14 protein-coding genes are annotated in these 17465 nt (G+C 53.1%); all 14 read left to right on the top strand.

Annotated features, from left to right (window positions below; genetic code table 11):
• Positions 1–18: 18 nt before the first annotated feature.
• Complete coding sequence (locus tag V3851_RS08045; protein WP_331846008.1) at positions 19–741, top strand: YebC/PmpR family DNA-binding transcriptional regulator; 723 nt, start codon at positions 19–21, stop codon at positions 739–741.
• Between the two features lie 270 nt (positions 742–1011).
• Positions 1012–1953: a hypothetical protein gene (locus V3851_RS08040; RefSeq protein ID WP_331846007.1), complete on the top strand. Its 942-nt coding sequence runs from the start codon at positions 1012–1014 to the stop codon at positions 1951–1953.
• Between the two features lie 408 nt (positions 1954–2361).
• Positions 2362–3507 (top strand): ABC transporter ATP-binding protein, encoded by a 1146-nt coding sequence (locus V3851_RS08035; protein WP_331846006.1) that lies wholly within the window; start codon positions 2362–2364, stop codon positions 3505–3507.
• Positions 3497–4165 carry an ABC transporter permease gene (locus V3851_RS08030; protein WP_331846005.1) on the top strand — a complete coding sequence of 223 codons (669 nt, stop codon included), beginning with the start codon at positions 3497–3499 and terminating at the stop codon, positions 4163–4165. The genes V3851_RS08035 and V3851_RS08030 overlap by 11 nt, the downstream gene beginning before the upstream one ends.
• 25 nt (positions 4166–4190) lie before the next feature.
• Positions 4191–5099, top strand: a complete 909-nt coding sequence (locus V3851_RS08025; RefSeq protein ID WP_331846004.1) for a glycine betaine ABC transporter substrate-binding protein — start codon at positions 4191–4193, stop codon at positions 5097–5099.
• Between the two features lie 19 nt (positions 5100–5118).
• Positions 5119–5748: an ABC transporter permease gene (locus tag V3851_RS08020; protein WP_331846003.1), complete on the top strand. Its 630-nt coding sequence runs from the start codon at positions 5119–5121 to the stop codon at positions 5746–5748.
• A 190-nt stretch (positions 5749–5938) separates the two neighbouring features.
• The gene (locus tag V3851_RS08015; protein ID WP_331846002.1) at positions 5939–8011 is read left to right on the top strand and encodes a catalase; all 2073 of its coding nucleotides are present in this window, start codon (positions 5939–5941) and stop codon (positions 8009–8011) included.
• A gap of 189 nt (positions 8012–8200) precedes the next feature.
• Complete coding sequence (locus V3851_RS08010) at positions 8201–10033, top strand: UbiD family decarboxylase (RefSeq protein ID WP_331846001.1); 1833 nt, start codon at positions 8201–8203, stop codon at positions 10031–10033.
• A gap of 123 nt (positions 10034–10156) precedes the next feature.
• Positions 10157–10438 carry a hypothetical protein gene (locus tag V3851_RS08005; protein ID WP_331846000.1) on the top strand — a complete coding sequence of 94 codons (282 nt, stop codon included), beginning with the start codon at positions 10157–10159 and terminating at the stop codon, positions 10436–10438.
• 207 nt (positions 10439–10645) lie between these two features.
• Positions 10646–11662, top strand: coding sequence for a UDP-N-acetylmuramate dehydrogenase (locus tag V3851_RS08000; protein ID WP_331845999.1), 1017 nt, complete (start codon positions 10646–10648; stop codon positions 11660–11662).
• Between the two features lie 207 nt (positions 11663–11869).
• Positions 11870–13648 carry a DUF5050 domain-containing protein gene (locus tag V3851_RS07995; RefSeq protein ID WP_331845998.1) on the top strand — a complete coding sequence of 593 codons (1779 nt, stop codon included), beginning with the start codon at positions 11870–11872 and terminating at the stop codon, positions 13646–13648.
• 121 nt (positions 13649–13769) lie between these two features.
• The gene (locus tag V3851_RS07990; protein ID WP_331845997.1) at positions 13770–15230 is read left to right on the top strand and encodes an aminotransferase-like domain-containing protein; all 1461 of its coding nucleotides are present in this window, start codon (positions 13770–13772) and stop codon (positions 15228–15230) included.
• A gap of 12 nt (positions 15231–15242) precedes the next feature.
• Positions 15243–16238, top strand: coding sequence for a D-alanine--D-alanine ligase (locus V3851_RS07985; RefSeq protein WP_331846311.1), 996 nt, complete (start codon positions 15243–15245; stop codon positions 16236–16238).
• The gene (locus V3851_RS07980; protein ID WP_331845996.1) at positions 16228–17421 is read left to right on the top strand and encodes a pyridoxal phosphate-dependent aminotransferase; all 1194 of its coding nucleotides are present in this window, start codon (positions 16228–16230) and stop codon (positions 17419–17421) included. The genes V3851_RS07985 and V3851_RS07980 overlap by 11 nt, the downstream gene beginning before the upstream one ends.
• Positions 17422–17465: the final 44 nt, after the last annotated feature.

Genomic DNA, 17465 nt, shown 5'->3' with positions numbered 1-17465 from the left:
ATAGAAAGCAGGTACACCATGGGTCGTAAATGGAACAATATTAAAGAAAAGAAAGCTTCAAAAGATGCAAATACTAGCCGAGTCTATGCCAAGTTCGGCGTGGAAATTTATGTAGCGGCCAAAAAAGGCGAACCGGACCCGGAGTCGAACCGTGCTTTGAAAGTCGTACTTGAACGCGCTAAAACATACAATGTGCCGAAGGCAATTATTGATCGTGCCTTGGACAAGGCCAAAGGCAGCGCGGAAGAAACCTACGAAGAATTGCGTTACGAAGGCTTCGGCCCGAACGGCTCCATGATCATCGTCGATGCCTTGACGAATAACGTCAACCGGACCGCATCGGCCGTACGTTCGGCTTTCAACAAGAACGGCGGGAACATGGGCGTCAGCGGTTCCGTGGCGTACATGTTCGATGAGACGGCGGTCATCGGCGTAGCGAACAAAACGATCGACGAAGTGTTCGAATTGTTGATGGAGGCCGATTTGGAAGTCCGCGATATCATCGAGGAAGAGGACAATGTGATCGTATACGCCGAGCCCGATCAATTCCACGAGGTGCAGGAAGCGTTCAAACAAGCCGGCATTACGGATTTTACCGTGGCCGAGCTAACGATGCTGGCGCAGAATTATGTCGAGCTCCCCGAAGACGCCGTGCCGCAATTCGAGAAGCTGATCGATGCGCTGGAAGATTTGGAAGACGTGCAGCAAGTTTATCATAACGTTGAGTTTGGCGAAGAATAAAATATACGCGGCAAGCATGGCGGTGCAGAAGATTATTTTCTGCACCGTTTTTCTTTATGCTAGGAAGCCTGGATTGGAGAAAATCCAATGATTGAAAGAGAGAACCGGACATTGTAAGACTTGATGAGCCCGGCCGGTTGGAAATTGTCCAATCAAGAAAAATGCAAGAGCTCCTTTCGTAGAAACAGTTGGATTATATCCAATGTAGCAACCGCTTACAGCGGGAGGGCAGTTAAGCGAGTCCATTAATTCGTTGAAAGGGGAAGGACCATGAACAAGCTGACATGCGACGCATTTCAGGAGATCAGCGACTGGATGCACCGGAATGCCAGATCGATTGAACTGGCGTTATGGCGTTACCGTTTTGAAGGCGGGAACAAGGACGAGGTACTGGCGGCCCTATCCTATTATCAGAATAAAGACGGAGGCTTCGGTCACGCGCTTGAGCCGGATTGTTGGAATCCGAATTCATCGCCTTATACGACGCTATATGCGATTCGTCTCCTGCGCGGTATCGGGTTTACCCACCTCCAGCATCGGGTGTTTCAAGGGATTCTTAAATACTTGACCAGCGGTGAACATATTACGGATTATGGTTGGCCGTTTACCATCCCGTCGAATGATCATTACCCTCATGCTCCTTGGTGGACATATAACGCCGATTCGAACTCGTACGAAAGCATCGGCGTGACGGCGGAATTGTGCGGGTTTGTTCTGCGGTATGCCGCCAGGAACGAGGAGATTTACCGGAAGGCGCTGGATTATACCGATGCCTTAATCAAGATCCTAAAGCAGCCTACAAACCTGGGGGATATGGGTGTCCAAGGATACTGCGCGCTGCTTGCCGATCTTGAACATGCGGAGCCGGCCTGCCGCTTCGATTGCGATTTTCTCCAAAAAAGATTGAAGAAACTGGTTGCCAGGTCCATCGAGCGCGATATCGCCAAATGGCCGCACTATAACGCGAAGCCTTCCGAATACATAAAATCGCCGGACAGTATTTTTTATCCGGGGAACGAAGAGATCGTATCCGCCGAGCTCGACTATATCTTGGATTCCCGGCATCCCGGCGGCGTCTGGGACATTGCCTGGAGCTGGTTCGAACATAACGAGAAATACCCCAAAGAGTTTGCGGTTAGCGAAAATTGGTGGAAAGCGATAAAGGCGATCGAACAGGTTCAATTTCTGAAAAATTTTGACAGGATGGAATGATGAAGCAATCAGTCTAATGGTATTGGTCAAAAGCTGCAAAGGGCTGCCTCTTAGTATAAAAGTTTAGTGAGACAGCCCCTCGGTAAAATCCGGTCTTTTGCAAATCCGGTGCCTGTCCTAATCTTTATCAACCAGATCGAAGGGTTGTCAGTTTCCGAGATGTTTGTTATAGTATTAAAAAACTTCACGGCATTTAAAGCGACTCGATTTAAACTTCCTTCTAGAATGTCATCCCACGTTTGAAAATTGCTTGCTCCGGATCCTTTCATTACTCACTATTCCCACGATTCACCTATCAAGTCGCTATCCCAATCGTATATCCGGACAAAGAAAGACGGTGCTGCGCACAGGTCTTATTTTGTTGTTTGCGTATGCTCGTAAATTATGATCCGCTAAGGAGGAGATTGTATGATCCAATTTATCGGTGTCAACAAAGTTTACGATGACGGACATCGGGTATTGAATGATTTGAATTTGGAGATCAAGGAAGGAGAAATTACGGTTCTCATCGGTCCAAGCGGCTGCGGTAAGACGACCACAATGAAACTGATCAACCGGCTGATCAACCCAAGTTCCGGTCAAATTCTGATCGACGGCAACAACATTTCAAAGCTTGATCCGGTCGAATTGCGGCGGGAGATCGGCTACGTAATCCAGAATATCGGTCTGTTCCCCCATATGACGATTGCCAAGAACGTTGGCGTTGTCCCTCGCTTATTGAAGTGGAACAAAGAGAAGATCACGGCCAAGGTCGACGAGCTGATGACGATGGTCGGGCTCGATCCCCGCTTGTTCGCTAACCGGTATCCTTCCGAGCTGAGCGGCGGTCAACAGCAGCGCATCGGCGTTATTCGGGCGCTCGCGGCCGAACCGTCCATCATCTTGATGGATGAACCGTTTAGCGCGTTGGATCCGATCAGCCGCGAACAATTGCAAGATGAACTGATTTCCTTACAGCAAGAGCTGAAGAAGACAATCGTCTTCGTAACTCACGACATGGACGAAGCGATTAAGCTGGCGGATACGATCATTCTTATGAACGAAGGCCGGATCGTACAGTCGGGTTCGCCGGAGCGGATTCTGCGTCACCCGTCGAATGACTTCGTGAAGAACTTTATCGGCAAGAAGCGCATGCAGGTCGAGAATCTGCCGGTGGCGGGCGATGTAATGGTCGATTCGCCGGCGGTTGCGCTGCCCACGCGGGGCCTTGCCGAAGCCATGAAGATGATGGAGAAGCGACGTGTCGATTCGTTGCTCATCGTCGACAAGGATAATAAACTGGTCGGTACGGTGTCGATTTATCAAGTTCTGGACCATTACGGAGACGAGGGTAAGACGGTAGCCGACGCTATGAGACCGATCCAACATGTCGTACATCCGGAGACACCATTGTCTGTCGCACTGAATTTGATGAGCCAGCATCAATTGTCCAATCTACCGGTTATCCGGGACAATTCCGGATTCGTCGGCCTGATCACGAGAGGGTCTGTGGTTAGCCATCTTGCAGATGCCTATTCGGTCCAAGAGATGGAGGATCAAGCTCATGTGGGCTGACTATATTTCTTTCTGGCGAGACCGCTACCCTGATTTGCTTAACGCAACGTGGGAGCACTTGAGCATCTCGCTCGTCGCGGTCGCGCTTGGCGTCTTGGTAGCGGTACCAACCGGCATCTACCTGTCCGGCAGCCGGACGAAATGGGTTCAGAACTCTATCTTTACAATTGCGAATCTGTTTCAGACAATTCCGAGCTTGGCACTGTTGGCCCTTTTGATTCCTCTGTTCGGAATCGGTGTCAAACCTGCGATTTTCGCTCTGTTCCTGTATTCTCTCCTGCCAATTCTGCGCAATACGTATGCGGGCTTCCAATCCGTTGATCCGTCGATTCTCGAATCGGCCCGGGGCATGGGGTACGGCCGCACGCAGTTACTTCTGCAAATTCAACTCCCCTTGGCGTTCCCGTACATCATTTCCGGTATCCGGCTGACGACGGTTTATGTTATCAGTTGGACAGCGCTTGCTTCGTTGATCGGGGCTGGCGGTCTTGGTCAACTGATCGTTTCGGGGATCGGTGTAAACAAAACAGAACTCATCGTTTCTGCCGCTTTGTGCGCGATTATGTTGGCACTGCTGGCCGACCGGGCGCTTGGCGCGGTGGAGAAGCATTTCTCACAGCGGGCGAGATCGTCGAAGTCGGAAGCTTCTATCATTTAATCACGATCATTACTAAGGAGGTATCATGAGAAAACATAGTTTTGTCGTCATTGCACTAGTCTTGATATTGTCGGTTGTCGTTACAGCTTGCGGAGGGAGCGGTGGCGGAGCCGCCTCCGGTACGATCAAGATCGGCACGCAAACCTATTCTGAACCGAAAATCCTCGCCGAAATGTACAAGGCGCTGATCCAAGATCAAACCGACATCAAGGTCGAAATCGTCCCTGATCTTGCTGCCAGCCCGATCGTTATCAATTCGATGAAGAGCAACGACATCCAGATGTCGACGCTCTATTCCGGTGAGATTTTCAACGACCATTTCGAAATCGAGGATACGAAGGAGCGCTCCGAAGTGTTGAAGCAGGCGCAAGAAGGCTTCGATAAAAATTTCGGCTTCAAGTGGTTTGATCCGCTGGGCTTCGAAAACACGTATGCATTTACCGTCCGGAAGGAGGTAGCGGACCAGTACAATCTGAAGACCGTCTCCGATCTGAATGATCTGGCCCAAGATATGAAGGTCGGTGTCGACACCACCTGGCTGGAGCGGGAAAGCGATGGATATACTGCGTTTACGAAACATTACGGCTTCTCGTTCGCCAAGACATTCCCGATGGAGATCTCTCTTGTTTACAAGGCGGTTGCCGACAAGGACGTGGACGTTGTGCTGGCCTACACAACCGACCCTGGCATCAAGGAATACAATCTGCAGACACTGGAGGATGACAAACAGTTTTTCCCGCCGTATGATGCTTCGCCGGTCATCCGGAAGGATACGTTGGAGCAATATCCGGAAATAAGCGGTATTATCTCCCCATTAATAGGTCATATCGACGCCGAGACGATGACTTCACTGAACTACGAAGTTGATGTCAACAAGCGAACGCCCCAAGACGTCGCTGTCGAGTACTTGAAAGAACAAGGATTGTTGAAATAAGAAAAGGAGGCGAGGAGCGATGGGCAATACGAATTTGTTGACTTACTTGCAGGACAACTGGCCTCATCTGCTCAGCTTAACCTGGGGCCATATCGTGATGGTGCTATGCGGCTTAGGTCTGGCTCTGATCATCGGCATTCCGCTGGGCGTCGTCTGCACAAAGAACGAGCGGCTGGCATCGGTTATTCTGGCGGTAGCCAACGTCATTCAAGTGCTGCCTAGCCTTGCAATGCTCGCTTTACTTATGATTGTACTCGGGCTGGGCTTCAAAACAATCGTCATCGGCTTGTTCCTTTACTCGCTGCTGCCAGTTATCCGGCACACGTACGTCGGATTGAAGCAGGTCGACAAAAGTGTTGTCGACGCCGGCCGCGGCGTCGGAATGAGCCAGCTTCAACTATTGCTGAAAATCCAGATGCCGCTGTCGTTGCCGTTTCTGATGGCCGGGCTCCGCGTGGCCGCGGTTATAGCCATCGGCGTGGCGACGCTGGCGCCGCTGATCGGCGGCGACGGGCTTGGCCGCGAGATCTACGCCGGGCTCAATACACGTAATAACGTGCAAATTTATGCGGGCGCGATTCCCGCGGCGGTGCTTGCCATTCTGGCGGATATCTTCCTAGGGCGGCTGCAAAACAAGTTTCGTACGTAAGTCGGCAGTGATCCATTTACGTCTATTTATACCGCGGATATGAATTGTTACAAAAGAAGAAGCAGACCGACAATCGGTCCGCTTCTTCTTTTTTAAGCTTATTTTGGATTCGCGGCGTTCCGTTAAGGGTAATCTTAGTTGGCAGGATATTTTAGAATAATTCTAAACAACAACATGGGGAGGAAGAGGCATGAACAACAAGCATGATCCATCCCAAGCAGGCCGGACGACGGCCAAGGACAAGCAGTTGGATGCTTACCGGGTTCATAGTGAGGGAAAGAAGCTGACGACCAACCAAGGGCTGACCGTGTCGGAGGATGAACACTCATTAAAGGCCGGGGATCGCGGTCCGACATTGATGGAGGATTTTCATTTCAGAGAGAAAATGACTCATTTCGACCATGAACGGATTCCCGAACGGATCGTGCATGCGCGAGGATTCGGCGCTCACGGTTATTTTAGGGTCTACGAGTCGATGGAATCATATACGATGGCCAAATTTTTACGGGATCCCAACCTCGTGACGCCGGTGTTCGTACGGTTTTCCACCGTGGCCGGCTCGCGCGGATCATCCGATACGGTGCGGGATGTGCGCGGTTTCGCCACGAAGTTTTATACGGAGGAAGGCAATTACGACCTGGTGGGCAATAATATGCCGGTCTTTTTCATCCAGGATGCGATCAAATTCCCCGACTTCATCCATGCCGTCAAGCCGGAGCCGCATAACGAAATTCCGCAGGCTCAATCGGCGCACGATACGTTCTGGGATTTCGTCGCGAACAATACGGAATCCGCGCATATGGTGATGTGGGCGATGTCCGACCGCGCGCTGCCGCGGAGCTTCCGGATGATGGAAGGGTTCGGGGTGCACACCTTCCGGTTCGTGAACGCGGAGGGCAAAGCCCATTTCGTGAAATTCCACTGGAAACCGACGCTGGGGATGCATTCCCTGGTTTGGGACGAGACGCAGAAAATAGCGGGCAAAGACCCGGATTTCAACCGCCGCGATCTGTGGGAGGCGATTGAAAGCGGAAATTACCCGGAATATGAGCTGGGTGTACAGATGATTCCCGAAGAGGACGAGTTCAAGTTCGAATTCGATATCCTCGACCCGACCAAGATATGGCCGGAAGAGCTGATTCCGGTCCGATTGATCGGCAAAATGACGCTGAACAAAAACACCGACAATTTCTTCGCGGAAACCGAGCAGATCGCGTTTCATCCCGGACATGTCGTACCGGGTATCGATTTCACCAACGACCCTTTACTTCAGGGCCGCTTATTTTCTTACACGGATACGCAATTGTCCAGATTGGGCGGACCGAACTTCCACGAGATCCCGATCAACCGCCCGATCGCGCCCGTACACAATAACCAGCGCGACGGCATGCACCGCATGACGATCAATCCGGGTCCGGTGAGCTACCATAACAACGGCATCGCCGGAAATTCGCCGCATCCGGTGCCTCGGCAAGGCGGATATGAGCATTACACGGAGAAGGTCGAAGGCCGGAAGGTCCGCCGGCGAAGCGAAAGTTTCATGGACCATTACAGCCAGGCGGCACTGTTTTGGAACAGCATGTCCGAGGTGGAGAAGCAGCATATTGTCTCCGCGTTCCAGTTTGAATTAAGCAAGGTCAAACGCAAAGAAATCCGCCAGCGGGTCGTCGAAGTGTTCGCCAATGTGTCCGGCGAATTGGCCGCTCGCATCTCCGAGGGAATCGGCACGATCCCGCCGCAAATCTCCGGCACCGCTTCGACCGGATCATCGCCGGCGCTCAGCATGATGAACACGGTCAAATCGCCGAAGACCCGCAAAGTCGCCGTATTGGCGGGAAACCGTTTCAGGGAGCAAACGCTGTTCGGCGTGCTGACCGAGCTTCAGGCGGCGGGCGTCATCGCCGAAGTCGTGAGCACCCGGCTTGGGGAAATTACCGGCGATCAGGGCGGGCGTCTTGAAGTCATGCATACCTTGCTAAGCGCCGATTCGGTGCTGTTTGACGCGGTGCTGATCGCCGGCGGGAAAGAAGGCCTGGAGGAGCTCGTGTCCGAACCGAAGCTGCTGGAGTTTGTCAACGAGGCTTTCCGCCATTACAAAACGATCGGCGCCATGGACGAGGGGACCGCAATCCTTCCGCAAAAAGAAGGCCCCGGCGTAATCACCACATTGACGGAAGAAGCCGGTAAAATCGGCCCCGGCAATTTCGGCAGCCGATTCATAGAAGCGATCGCGCAGCACCGTCATTGGACGCGGAAGAAATAAGCCGCCGACAATTAAAAGCAGAATCGTTAAACAAAAACAAACATCGGAACATCGCCTGAACGGGCGATGTTTTTTTGGATGACCGATCCCGGCGGCGCGGAATTCATGGTCACGTCTATTTTGGTTGTCACGCTCGAAATTCTGGATTATGCTTGATATTAACATCAATAGAATGGAGTTAGAATCGGTATGTATCGCAATATGGAAGAATGTATTCTTGATTTGGAAAAACACGGGCATCTCGTCCGGATTCGCGAAGAGGTCGATCCTTACCTGGAGATGGCGGCGATTCATCTGCGGGTTTACGAGGCCGGCGGGCCGGCCTTGTTGTTCGAACGCGTCAAAGGCTCCAAATTCCGCGCCGTATCCAATCTGTTCGGCACGATGGAGCGCAGCAAGTTCATCTTCCGCAAGACTTGGAACAACACGCAGAATATTATCGCCCTGCGCAACAATCCGCTCTCCGCGCTCAAGAATCCGCTGAAGAGCGTCGGGATCGGCTTGGCGGCGCTGAAAGCTCTGCCGATGAAGACGGCCGGTAGCCGGCCGGTGACGGCGCAGGAAATACATATCTCCGACCTGCCGCTTATCCAGCATTGGCCGATGGACGGCGGGGCGTTTGTCACCTTGCCGCAGGTGTACACCGAAGACCCGGAGAAGCCGGGAATCATGCATTCGAATCTCGGCATGTACCGGATTCAACTGAACGGAAATTCGTATGACCAGGATCATGAGGTCGGCGTCCATTACCAGATTCACCGCGGCATTGGCATTCATCAGACCAAGGCGAACAAGCTGGGGGAACCTCTGAAGGTCAGCGTCTTTGTCGGCGGCCCGCCCGCGCACACCTTATCCGCCGTGATGCCGCTGCCGGAAGGCCTGAGCGAACTCCTGGTCGCCGGCATGCTGAGCGGCCGACGGTTCCGCTACAGCTATCTCGACGGCTTCTGCGTCAGCAATGAGGCGGATTTCGTCATCACCGGAGAAATCCACCCCGGAGAAACGAAGCCGGAAGGACCATTCGGCGACCATTTGGGCTATTATAGTCTAGCGCATCAATTCCCGGTGATGCGGGTGCACAAGGTATACGCCAGAAAGAACGCGATCTGGCCGTTTACGGTCGTCGGCCGCCCGCCGCAAGAGGATACCGCCTTCGGCGAACTGATCCACGAGCTGACCGGTGACGCCGTCCGCCAGGAAGTTCCCGGCGTGAAGGAGGTTCACGCGGTCGACGCGGCCGGCGTGCATCCGCTGCTGTTCGCGATCGGCAGCGAGCGCTACACGCCGTACCAGCAGGCCAAGCGGCCGGAGGAGCTGCTGACGATCGCCAACCGGATTCTCGGAACGGGCCAGCTGAGCCTGGCGAAGTATCTGTTCATCACGGCCGAGGACCAAATTCCGCTCGATACGCATCGGGAAGTCGACTTCCTGACTTACATTCTCGAGCGGATCGATTTGCACCGGGATATTCATTTCCAGACGAATACGACGATCGATACACTCGACTATTCCGGGACCGGCCTCAACAGCGGAAGCAAAGTCGTCCTCGCCGCTTACGGGGACAAGAAGCGGGAACTGTGCCGGCATGTACCGGAGCAGCTGCAGGGTATCCGCGGGTTCGACAATCCCCGGCTGGTTATGCCCGGGATCGTCGCCGTCCAAGGGCCCAAATTCGAGAGCTATGCCCAGACGGAGCGGGAGATGGAGGATTACGCCAAAGCTATTCAAGAGAGAGGGCCGCTTGATTCCTGCCCCATGATCATATTGTGCGACGACAGTACATTTTTGAGCGCGACGCTGCGCAATTTCCTGTGGGTGACTTTTACCCGCAGCAATCCGTCCCATGACATGCATGGGGTTAATAGTTACTATAAGGACAAGCATTGGGGCTGCGACAATGTCATCATCGACGCCCGTTCCAAACCGCATCAAGCGCCGCCGCTCGTTCCGGACCCGGCCGTAGAGAAGAAGATCGACCGCTTGTTTGCCCAAGGGGGCAGCTTGAGCGGATTGAAGCTGTAAATAATCACACGATACAAAAATTCGCCTTCACTTCATTTTGTAGATAATAAAATTATTATGGTAAACTATTTTCAAACTGCTAAGTTTTTATGGTTAATGAAAACGAGCCCGGGAGTGATTCATATGCAGTTAAAATACACATTTGATCAGGAGCGAATTCTTATCAATGAGACATTAAACGATTCCGACGTTGAATTTGAAATTAAATTCATCGGCCAAGATTCTCTGGTTCCCGGACTGAGGGAGGTACAGAAGGAATTTGCAGAAAACGATGTGTATACGGATGCATTGTTTTACCTGTACCAGGATCAGCGCCATAAGGTCATCGTTCGTAAGGAGTATTATCTTGATTTTATTATGGCTTTGATGAAGAATCAGCTTTTGACACGAGTTGAATGGGTTTAAAGCAGTTGGATAAATAATCAGATTTATACGGAAGTACCCTATACGGCACCGGAGGCGCCCGAATCGCGGCGTGATCCGGTGTTTTTTCTTGATTGGGACAGCCCGGGACTCCGCTGAAGATTGCATTTTGATCCGGGAACTCACATAATATACAATGGTACATAGAATGTGATTTTGTTTTCAAGCAAATCATTCGGAGGAATTTTAATGGCAACCCTAGATCTGGCATGCATATATAAAGACCGGCCTTTATCCCAATATTCAACCTATGAAATCGGAGGCCATGCGCGTTTTTTGGCGCTGCCCCGCAGTGACGAAGATATCGTACAGGTGTTGGAAGCGGCCCGCTCGCACGGGTTAAATCCGCTTTTTTTCGGAATGGGCTCCAATCTTTTGTTTCCGGACGAACCGAACCGCGACACCTTGTTTATTTCCACCAGATCGCATATGGACATTGCTCTGACGGGCAACGGGCTTCACGTATCTGCGGGAACGCCGATGTCGCTGCTGGCCATGATCGGCACCGCGATCGGCACCGGGGACTTCGATTTCTGCTTCCTGCTCCCGGGTACGCTGGGCGGCGGCATATATATGAACGCGAAATATTTTAACTATCATATCAGCGATTTTATAGATACGGTTTACTATGTCGATCTTGGCGATATGGCAAAAGGAATAAACTCCATCCGCGTGGACGACTGCGAGTACGGCTATAAACAATCGATATTTCAGCGGAACAACTGGTTTATTGTCGGCGCGGATTTGCACTTCAACCAGCTTCCGGCCGCTCCCGAGCGTCTGGTTCCGTTTCTCGGGGAATTGGATCGGGGCGAATTGGAAACTTCCAGCCTTAAGGCATTCTCCGCCTTCTACGTAAACTGTCTTAATAAAATGAAGGATGAGTACGACCCTTCGACGGTTCCGCTGCGGAGCATCATCTCCGACCGGAACGGGAAAATGCATTTCGATTACCCTTCCTGCGGTTCGGTGTTTAAAAACAATTACTCCATCGGCGAGCCTGTCGGCAAATTGGCGGACCGCCTGAATCTGCGGGGTACCCGTCACGGCAATGCCATGATTTCTCCCGTTCACGGCAATGTGATCCAAAATCGGGGCGGGGCCAAGGCGGAGGACGTCGTTTATCTGGTTTCGCTCGTACAAGACAAGATAGATAAGCATTTCGGATTCGTTCCCGAGCCTGAATTGGTAATTGTTTCTTCCTGATTTATAAGAGATTCCATGGGTCCGGGCCCTGAGCCCGGACTCTATTTTCGTGCAGGAAGTTTACATAATATAAGATACGTATACTAATTTGCCGCAATAACGAATGGAAGGGAACTTCCGTTTAGGGAGAAGAAACTTTTACTGCGTTTACCGCGTCTACTTTTCTGGGTTGGTGAAGAAAAAACCGGAAAAGGGAGCGCTGTTCAAATGAAAAGATTTATCATGCTTGCGGTTCTCGGCGTCTGTTTCGTCTGCGGATCGCTAAGCGTTTTTGCGGAAGAGAAAGAGGAAGCCGGCAAAACGGCCGAAGAAATTCTGGATCAAATGGTGATGATTCCTTACGATTATCAGAGCAAAGCCTTTGTCCACGGGCAATTGATAGAAATGTACGATGATTATACCATCGTGCAAAGAGACGGGCGCATACTCGTTCCGATCCGATTAATGAGCAGGCTGGCCTATTACTCGGGCCAAGATAACAACAACTGGGAAGCCGTCTGGGATGCGCAAACTCCCGATGAGGTGCTGTTAAAGAACGATCTCTTGGGCAAAAAGATCAAATTTACGGTCGGCAGCAAAGAGATGGTTGTCAATAATGAGCCTCTTATGACGGACGCGGCGCCGCAAAAAATAAATGGAGGCATTTATTTGCCGCTGAGAAACGCAGCCATTGCGTTGGATAAAGAGATCATTTGGCATGACGGACTCATTCTGATGGGGAAGGAGAATATAAATACCCAGGACCCGCAGATGGCCGGCCTTTTGAAGCAAATTAAGGCTATATTGACCGATACGCGGAAGCGGATCGAATTCGGAGATGCCTTATTTCCAGTAGCAAGATTCGGAGACACCGCTTATTATTACCAACGATTCTATAAGGATAACGGGGAGACGCAAGCCTTCTACAAACAAAAGAACGGTCAGAAGGCCGTTCGCGTGCCGTTGCAAGGAGACCCGATCCTGGATTCTGCGAGAATCATCAACGGCGAGCTCTATTACGTATCTCTGGAAAATAAAAAGTCCATGCTGTACGCCTACGATTTTGCCGGTAACCAGTCCAGAAAAATCAGTTCGCTCGGGGATTGGAATCCAAGGGACGGCTGGCTGAGCGATCTAAGTGTTATCGATAATGAGGTATATATCATCCTCCATTCCGGTGATTTGACGATGGGCAGCGAAACACTGTATAAGGTGAAGGACGGCTCGCTGGCAAGTGTCGCCGATGCGAAGAGCTTTAATGCTTACGTGAAGACGAAGCAATATTTGTACAGTTCGGACTTCACGCCCATGTTCAGCCTGGCAGACAATCTGAAACGAACCGATCTCGCCACAGGGGAAACGGTCTCGATCGGCAACCCGGAATATGCGTATGGGATTAACCGGTCTATCGGCGAAGGAAGCGTGGGCTATTCCACCAACGATTCGCTATACGTCAAAGACGGTTATCTGTATACGCTCGGCGTTAAAGATAATGATCCCGAAGACCGGACCGCCCTGTACAAAATCAATCCGCAGGACCGGTCGCAGATCAAGCTGGCTTCGCCGGCCGGCGATTTCTGGATGATCGGCGATCAAATATTTTATATCGATCCGGTAACGGGATATTTGCATGGCGTCGGTTTGGACGGAGCGAACGACGAGACTGTCGTAAATCGAAAAGTGGCGAATGTTATATTCTATAATGGCGGGATTTACTATACCGGCGATGTAAAAACGGCCGGTATCTATGATCAGGGAACCCTGTACCGGTATGATATCGCGAATCACCGGGAGACACGGCTCAGCGATCGAGCCGTTACTTCCTTCTATGTAGGGAAGGCCGGTGTATTCTATGTCTCCAAAGGCTATGAAATGGGACTATATAAGGTTGACGAAAGCGGCCGCAATATCCGTCTGGTGAATGACAGCATCGATACGGCGGTATTAAGCGATGACGGGATGATCTACACCTTGGCCTATAAAAAAGGGATATTCATAGTGAAGTAACCTTAAGCTAAATGTGGCTATTTAAAGAAGCTTGAACCACGCCTCCGCCAAAAACGGGGAGCCGTGGTTCTTTTCATTTGCTTGCGGAATATGTCATGATGTGGTTGGAGGGCGATGGAAGATGTTTAACGACTTTAAGCCCCTGGAGGGAGACCGGCCGGTCCGCATTCAGGTGAAGGACTACTTAAAGCGGTTGATTATAAAAGGTGCGCTGCAGGCGGATCAGAAGCTGCCGTCCACGCGCGAGCTCGGCTCGCTGCTTGGCGTCGGCCGCAACACGGTTATCGCCGCCTACGCGGACCTGGAGGAGGAGGGCTTTGTTTACGCACTGCCGGGCAAGGGCAGCTACGTGGCCCTCGTGTCCGTCGGCGCGGATGAGCCGGCCGCCTCCTGGCGGACCGACTGGTCTTCCCGCGTGAACGGGTATGCCCGGCAAGCCGTGGAGCTGGACCGGATGAAGCGGGGCATCCGCGCCGGCAAAGACGCGATCTCGTTTACGAGCATCGCGCCCGACGAGCAATTGTTCGACCTCGACAATTTCAGGCGGGCGTTCCTCGACCGGATGGCTCTCGAGGGCAATGTCCTGCTCAATTACGGTTACGCCAAAGGCTATAAGCCGCTCATCGATTACCTGATGCGCTATATGGAGCATAAGGGCGTCGACTTGCGGGGCAAAGACATGCTGATAACGAGCGGTTTTACCGAAGGCCTCGATATCGTGCTGTCCGCGCTCGGTAAAAGCCGGGGCGGTGCCGTCCTTTGCGAAAACCCGACCCATCACACGGCGATCAAAAATTTTAAACTGAACGGCTTCGAAATTACCGGGATCCCGATGGAGCATGACGGCATCAACCTCGAAGAGCTGGAGCGGGCTTTGTCCGGGCGGAAATACGACTGTGCGTACTTTATTCCGTCGTACCACAACCCGACCGGGATCGTGATGTCTCCCGAGAAAAGAATTGCTCTCATGAAGCTGATGGCCGAGTATGAAGTGCCGGTCATCGAAGACGGATTCAATGAGGAGCTGCGCTACTCCGGTGCCCATGCCATGCCCCTGATCGCGTCTGCGGGCCAAGGGAACGGCGTGATTTACCTCGGCAGCTTCTCGAAGGTGCTCTTTCCCGGCCTGAGAGTGGGATGGGTGCTGGCGGACAAGGAATTGATCGATTATTTGGAAAGCGTAAAGCGGGCCCGAAATATCCATACTTCAACCCTGGATCAATCGGTTCTGTTTCAATATCTGCATAACGGCCATTTGGATAAATATTTGAAAAAAGCCCGCGCCGAATACAAGCGGAAGTATGAGCTGACGAAAGCGTGCTGCGAGAAGTACATTCCGTTTGCCCGCTTGTCGGGCGACGGCGGCCTGCATCTGTTTCTCGAATTCGCGGCGGGCTTCGATACTCATCGGCTGCTGGCGGCCTGTTCGGCCAAAGGCGTCATCTTCACGCCGGGCGATATGTTTTTTATGGACGGCGGCGGGGTCAACACGATGCGGATCGGCTTCTCGCGGGTGAAGGACGAAGACATACGCGAAGGAATCCGGATCATCGGCGAAGTCGCCGAACAACTTGGAGAATAGAGGGGATTGGACGTGAGAATCGGCGTCATTATGGGGGGCATCTCTTCGGAACGCGAAATATCGCTGATGACGGGGCGGGAAATGATGGTTCACCTGGACCGCGGCAAATACGAGGTGATCGGGATCGACATCGAAAGCCCGGGCGATTTGATCGGGAAGGTCAAAGGCATCGATTTCGCCCTGCTCGCGCTGCACGGCAAATACGGGGAGGACGGGACCGTTCAGGCGGCGCTGGAAAGCATGGGCATTCCGTATTCCGGCAGCGGGGTGTTGTCCAGCGGCTTGTGCATGGATAAGAATCTGTCCAAACGGCTGCTGCGGGCCGAAGGCGTCTCCACCCCTGACTGGCTGTATTGGAACGGCATGAAGGATTACGATGCCGAAGCCGTCAAGGAGCGGCTGGGCTTCCCGGTGTTCGTGAAGCCGAATGAGGGAGGCTCCAGCGTGGGCACGCTTCCGGTCGCAAGCGAGGAGGGGTTAAAGGAAGCGGTAATGGAGGCGCTGCGTTACGATACTTCCGTTGTGATCGAACAATATATCGAGGGGCAGGAAATCACCTGCTCGATCTTGGGCGGAGAGCTGCTGCCGGTACTCGGCATCCGGTCGAATAGGTCTGCATGGTTCGACTACAAGGCCAAATACGAAACCGGCGGCGCGGAGGAAGATGTGATCGCGCTATCCGCCGATACGGAAGCCCGAGTGACCGCCGCCGCTTTGGATAGCTACCGCGTGTTGAAATGCGGCGTGTATGCACGAGTCGATATGATGATGCGCGAGGGAATTCCCTATGTCCTGGAAGTCAACACGCTGCCGGGAATGACCCGGGCCAGCCTGCTGCCGAAAAGCGCTCAGGCGGCGGGGATATCGTTCGGCGGGCTGCTGGACCGCATTATCGAGCTTTCACTGCATGAAAGGGAAGCGAATCGCAGATGGCATCGGCCGTCCGGGCGAAGCCCGGAGCTAGGCCGGGAGCGCGAGGAAGGGAGCGTGGCCGTATATGGGCATTGAATGGATGACATCGGCCGTGCGCGAGATTCCTCCTTCCGGGATTCGCGAATTTTTCGAGTCGAACCCGGGAGGACGGGACGTGATTCAGCTCGGCGTGGGGGAACCGGACTTTGTTACCCCTGAAGCGGTACGGGCCGCTTGTATCCGCGCTTTGCAGGAAGGAAAGACCAAATACACTCCAAATAGCGGGCTGCCCGAGCTGAGGGAAGCGATCGCCGGATATTTGGCGGACAGTTTTCGACTGCCGTACGATCCCGCCGGAGAAATTCTGGTCACGGTCGGCAGCAGCGAAGCGGTCGATTTGGCGCTGCGCACCCTCGTTTCTCCGGGCGACGAGGTGCTGATTCCGGCGCCGAGCTATATCGCTTATTCACCGATCGCCCGGCTGCACGGCGGCCGGATCGTGGAAATTCCTTCGACCGCGGAGCAGGGCTTCAAGCTCACCGCGGAGGAACTGAAGCGGCACCTTACGCCGCGCTCGAAGGTGCTTGTCGTCAATTATCCGAGTAATCCGACCGGCGCGGTCATGACGGAGGAGGATTGGCTGCCGATAGCCGAGCTGGCCATCGCCCACGACCTGGTCGTTATCTCCGACGAGGTATACGCTGAGCTGACGTATGAAGGGCGCCATTACAGCATCGCCCGGGTACCGGGCATGAAGGAGCGGACGATCGTCATCAACGGCTTTTCCAAGGCGTTTGCGATGACGGGCTGGCGGATCGGCTACGCCTGCGGGGATCGGAATTTGATCGCCGGGATGCTGAAAATCCACCAGTACACGATGATGTGCGCCCCGATCCTCGGACAGATCGCGGCCCTGGAATCGCTGCGCGGCGATGGACTAAAAGCCAAGGACGAGATGAAAGCCGAATTCGCCCGCCGACGGAAGCTGTTTGTGAACGGGTTGAACGATCTGGGACTGGACTGCCATATGCCCCAAGGCGCGTTTTACGCTTATCCTTCCATTGCGCACACCGGACTGTCCTCGGACGAATTCGCCCGCCGTTTGCTACAAGAGGAAGGCGTTGCGACAGTTCCCGGTCATGTGTTCGGACCGGGAGGCGAGGGCCGGATTCGCTGCTCCTATGCCGCGTCGGCGGAAATGCTGTCCGAGGCCCTGCGGCGGATGGGCCGGTTTGTGGAGAAGATCGCGGGCGGCCGCGCTTATGCCGCTACGTCTTAAGGCTTGCAATTGAATGAAGCGGTAAGTATACTGTAATTTGTATG

Source organism: Paenibacillus haidiansis (genome assembly GCF_036553665.1).
In the GTDB taxonomy this organism is placed as follows: Bacteria; Bacillota; Bacilli; order Paenibacillales; family Paenibacillaceae; genus Fontibacillus; species Fontibacillus haidiansis.
The sequence above is the reverse complement of the archived record's forward strand: the minus strand, read 5'-3'. Positions and strand labels throughout refer to the sequence as shown.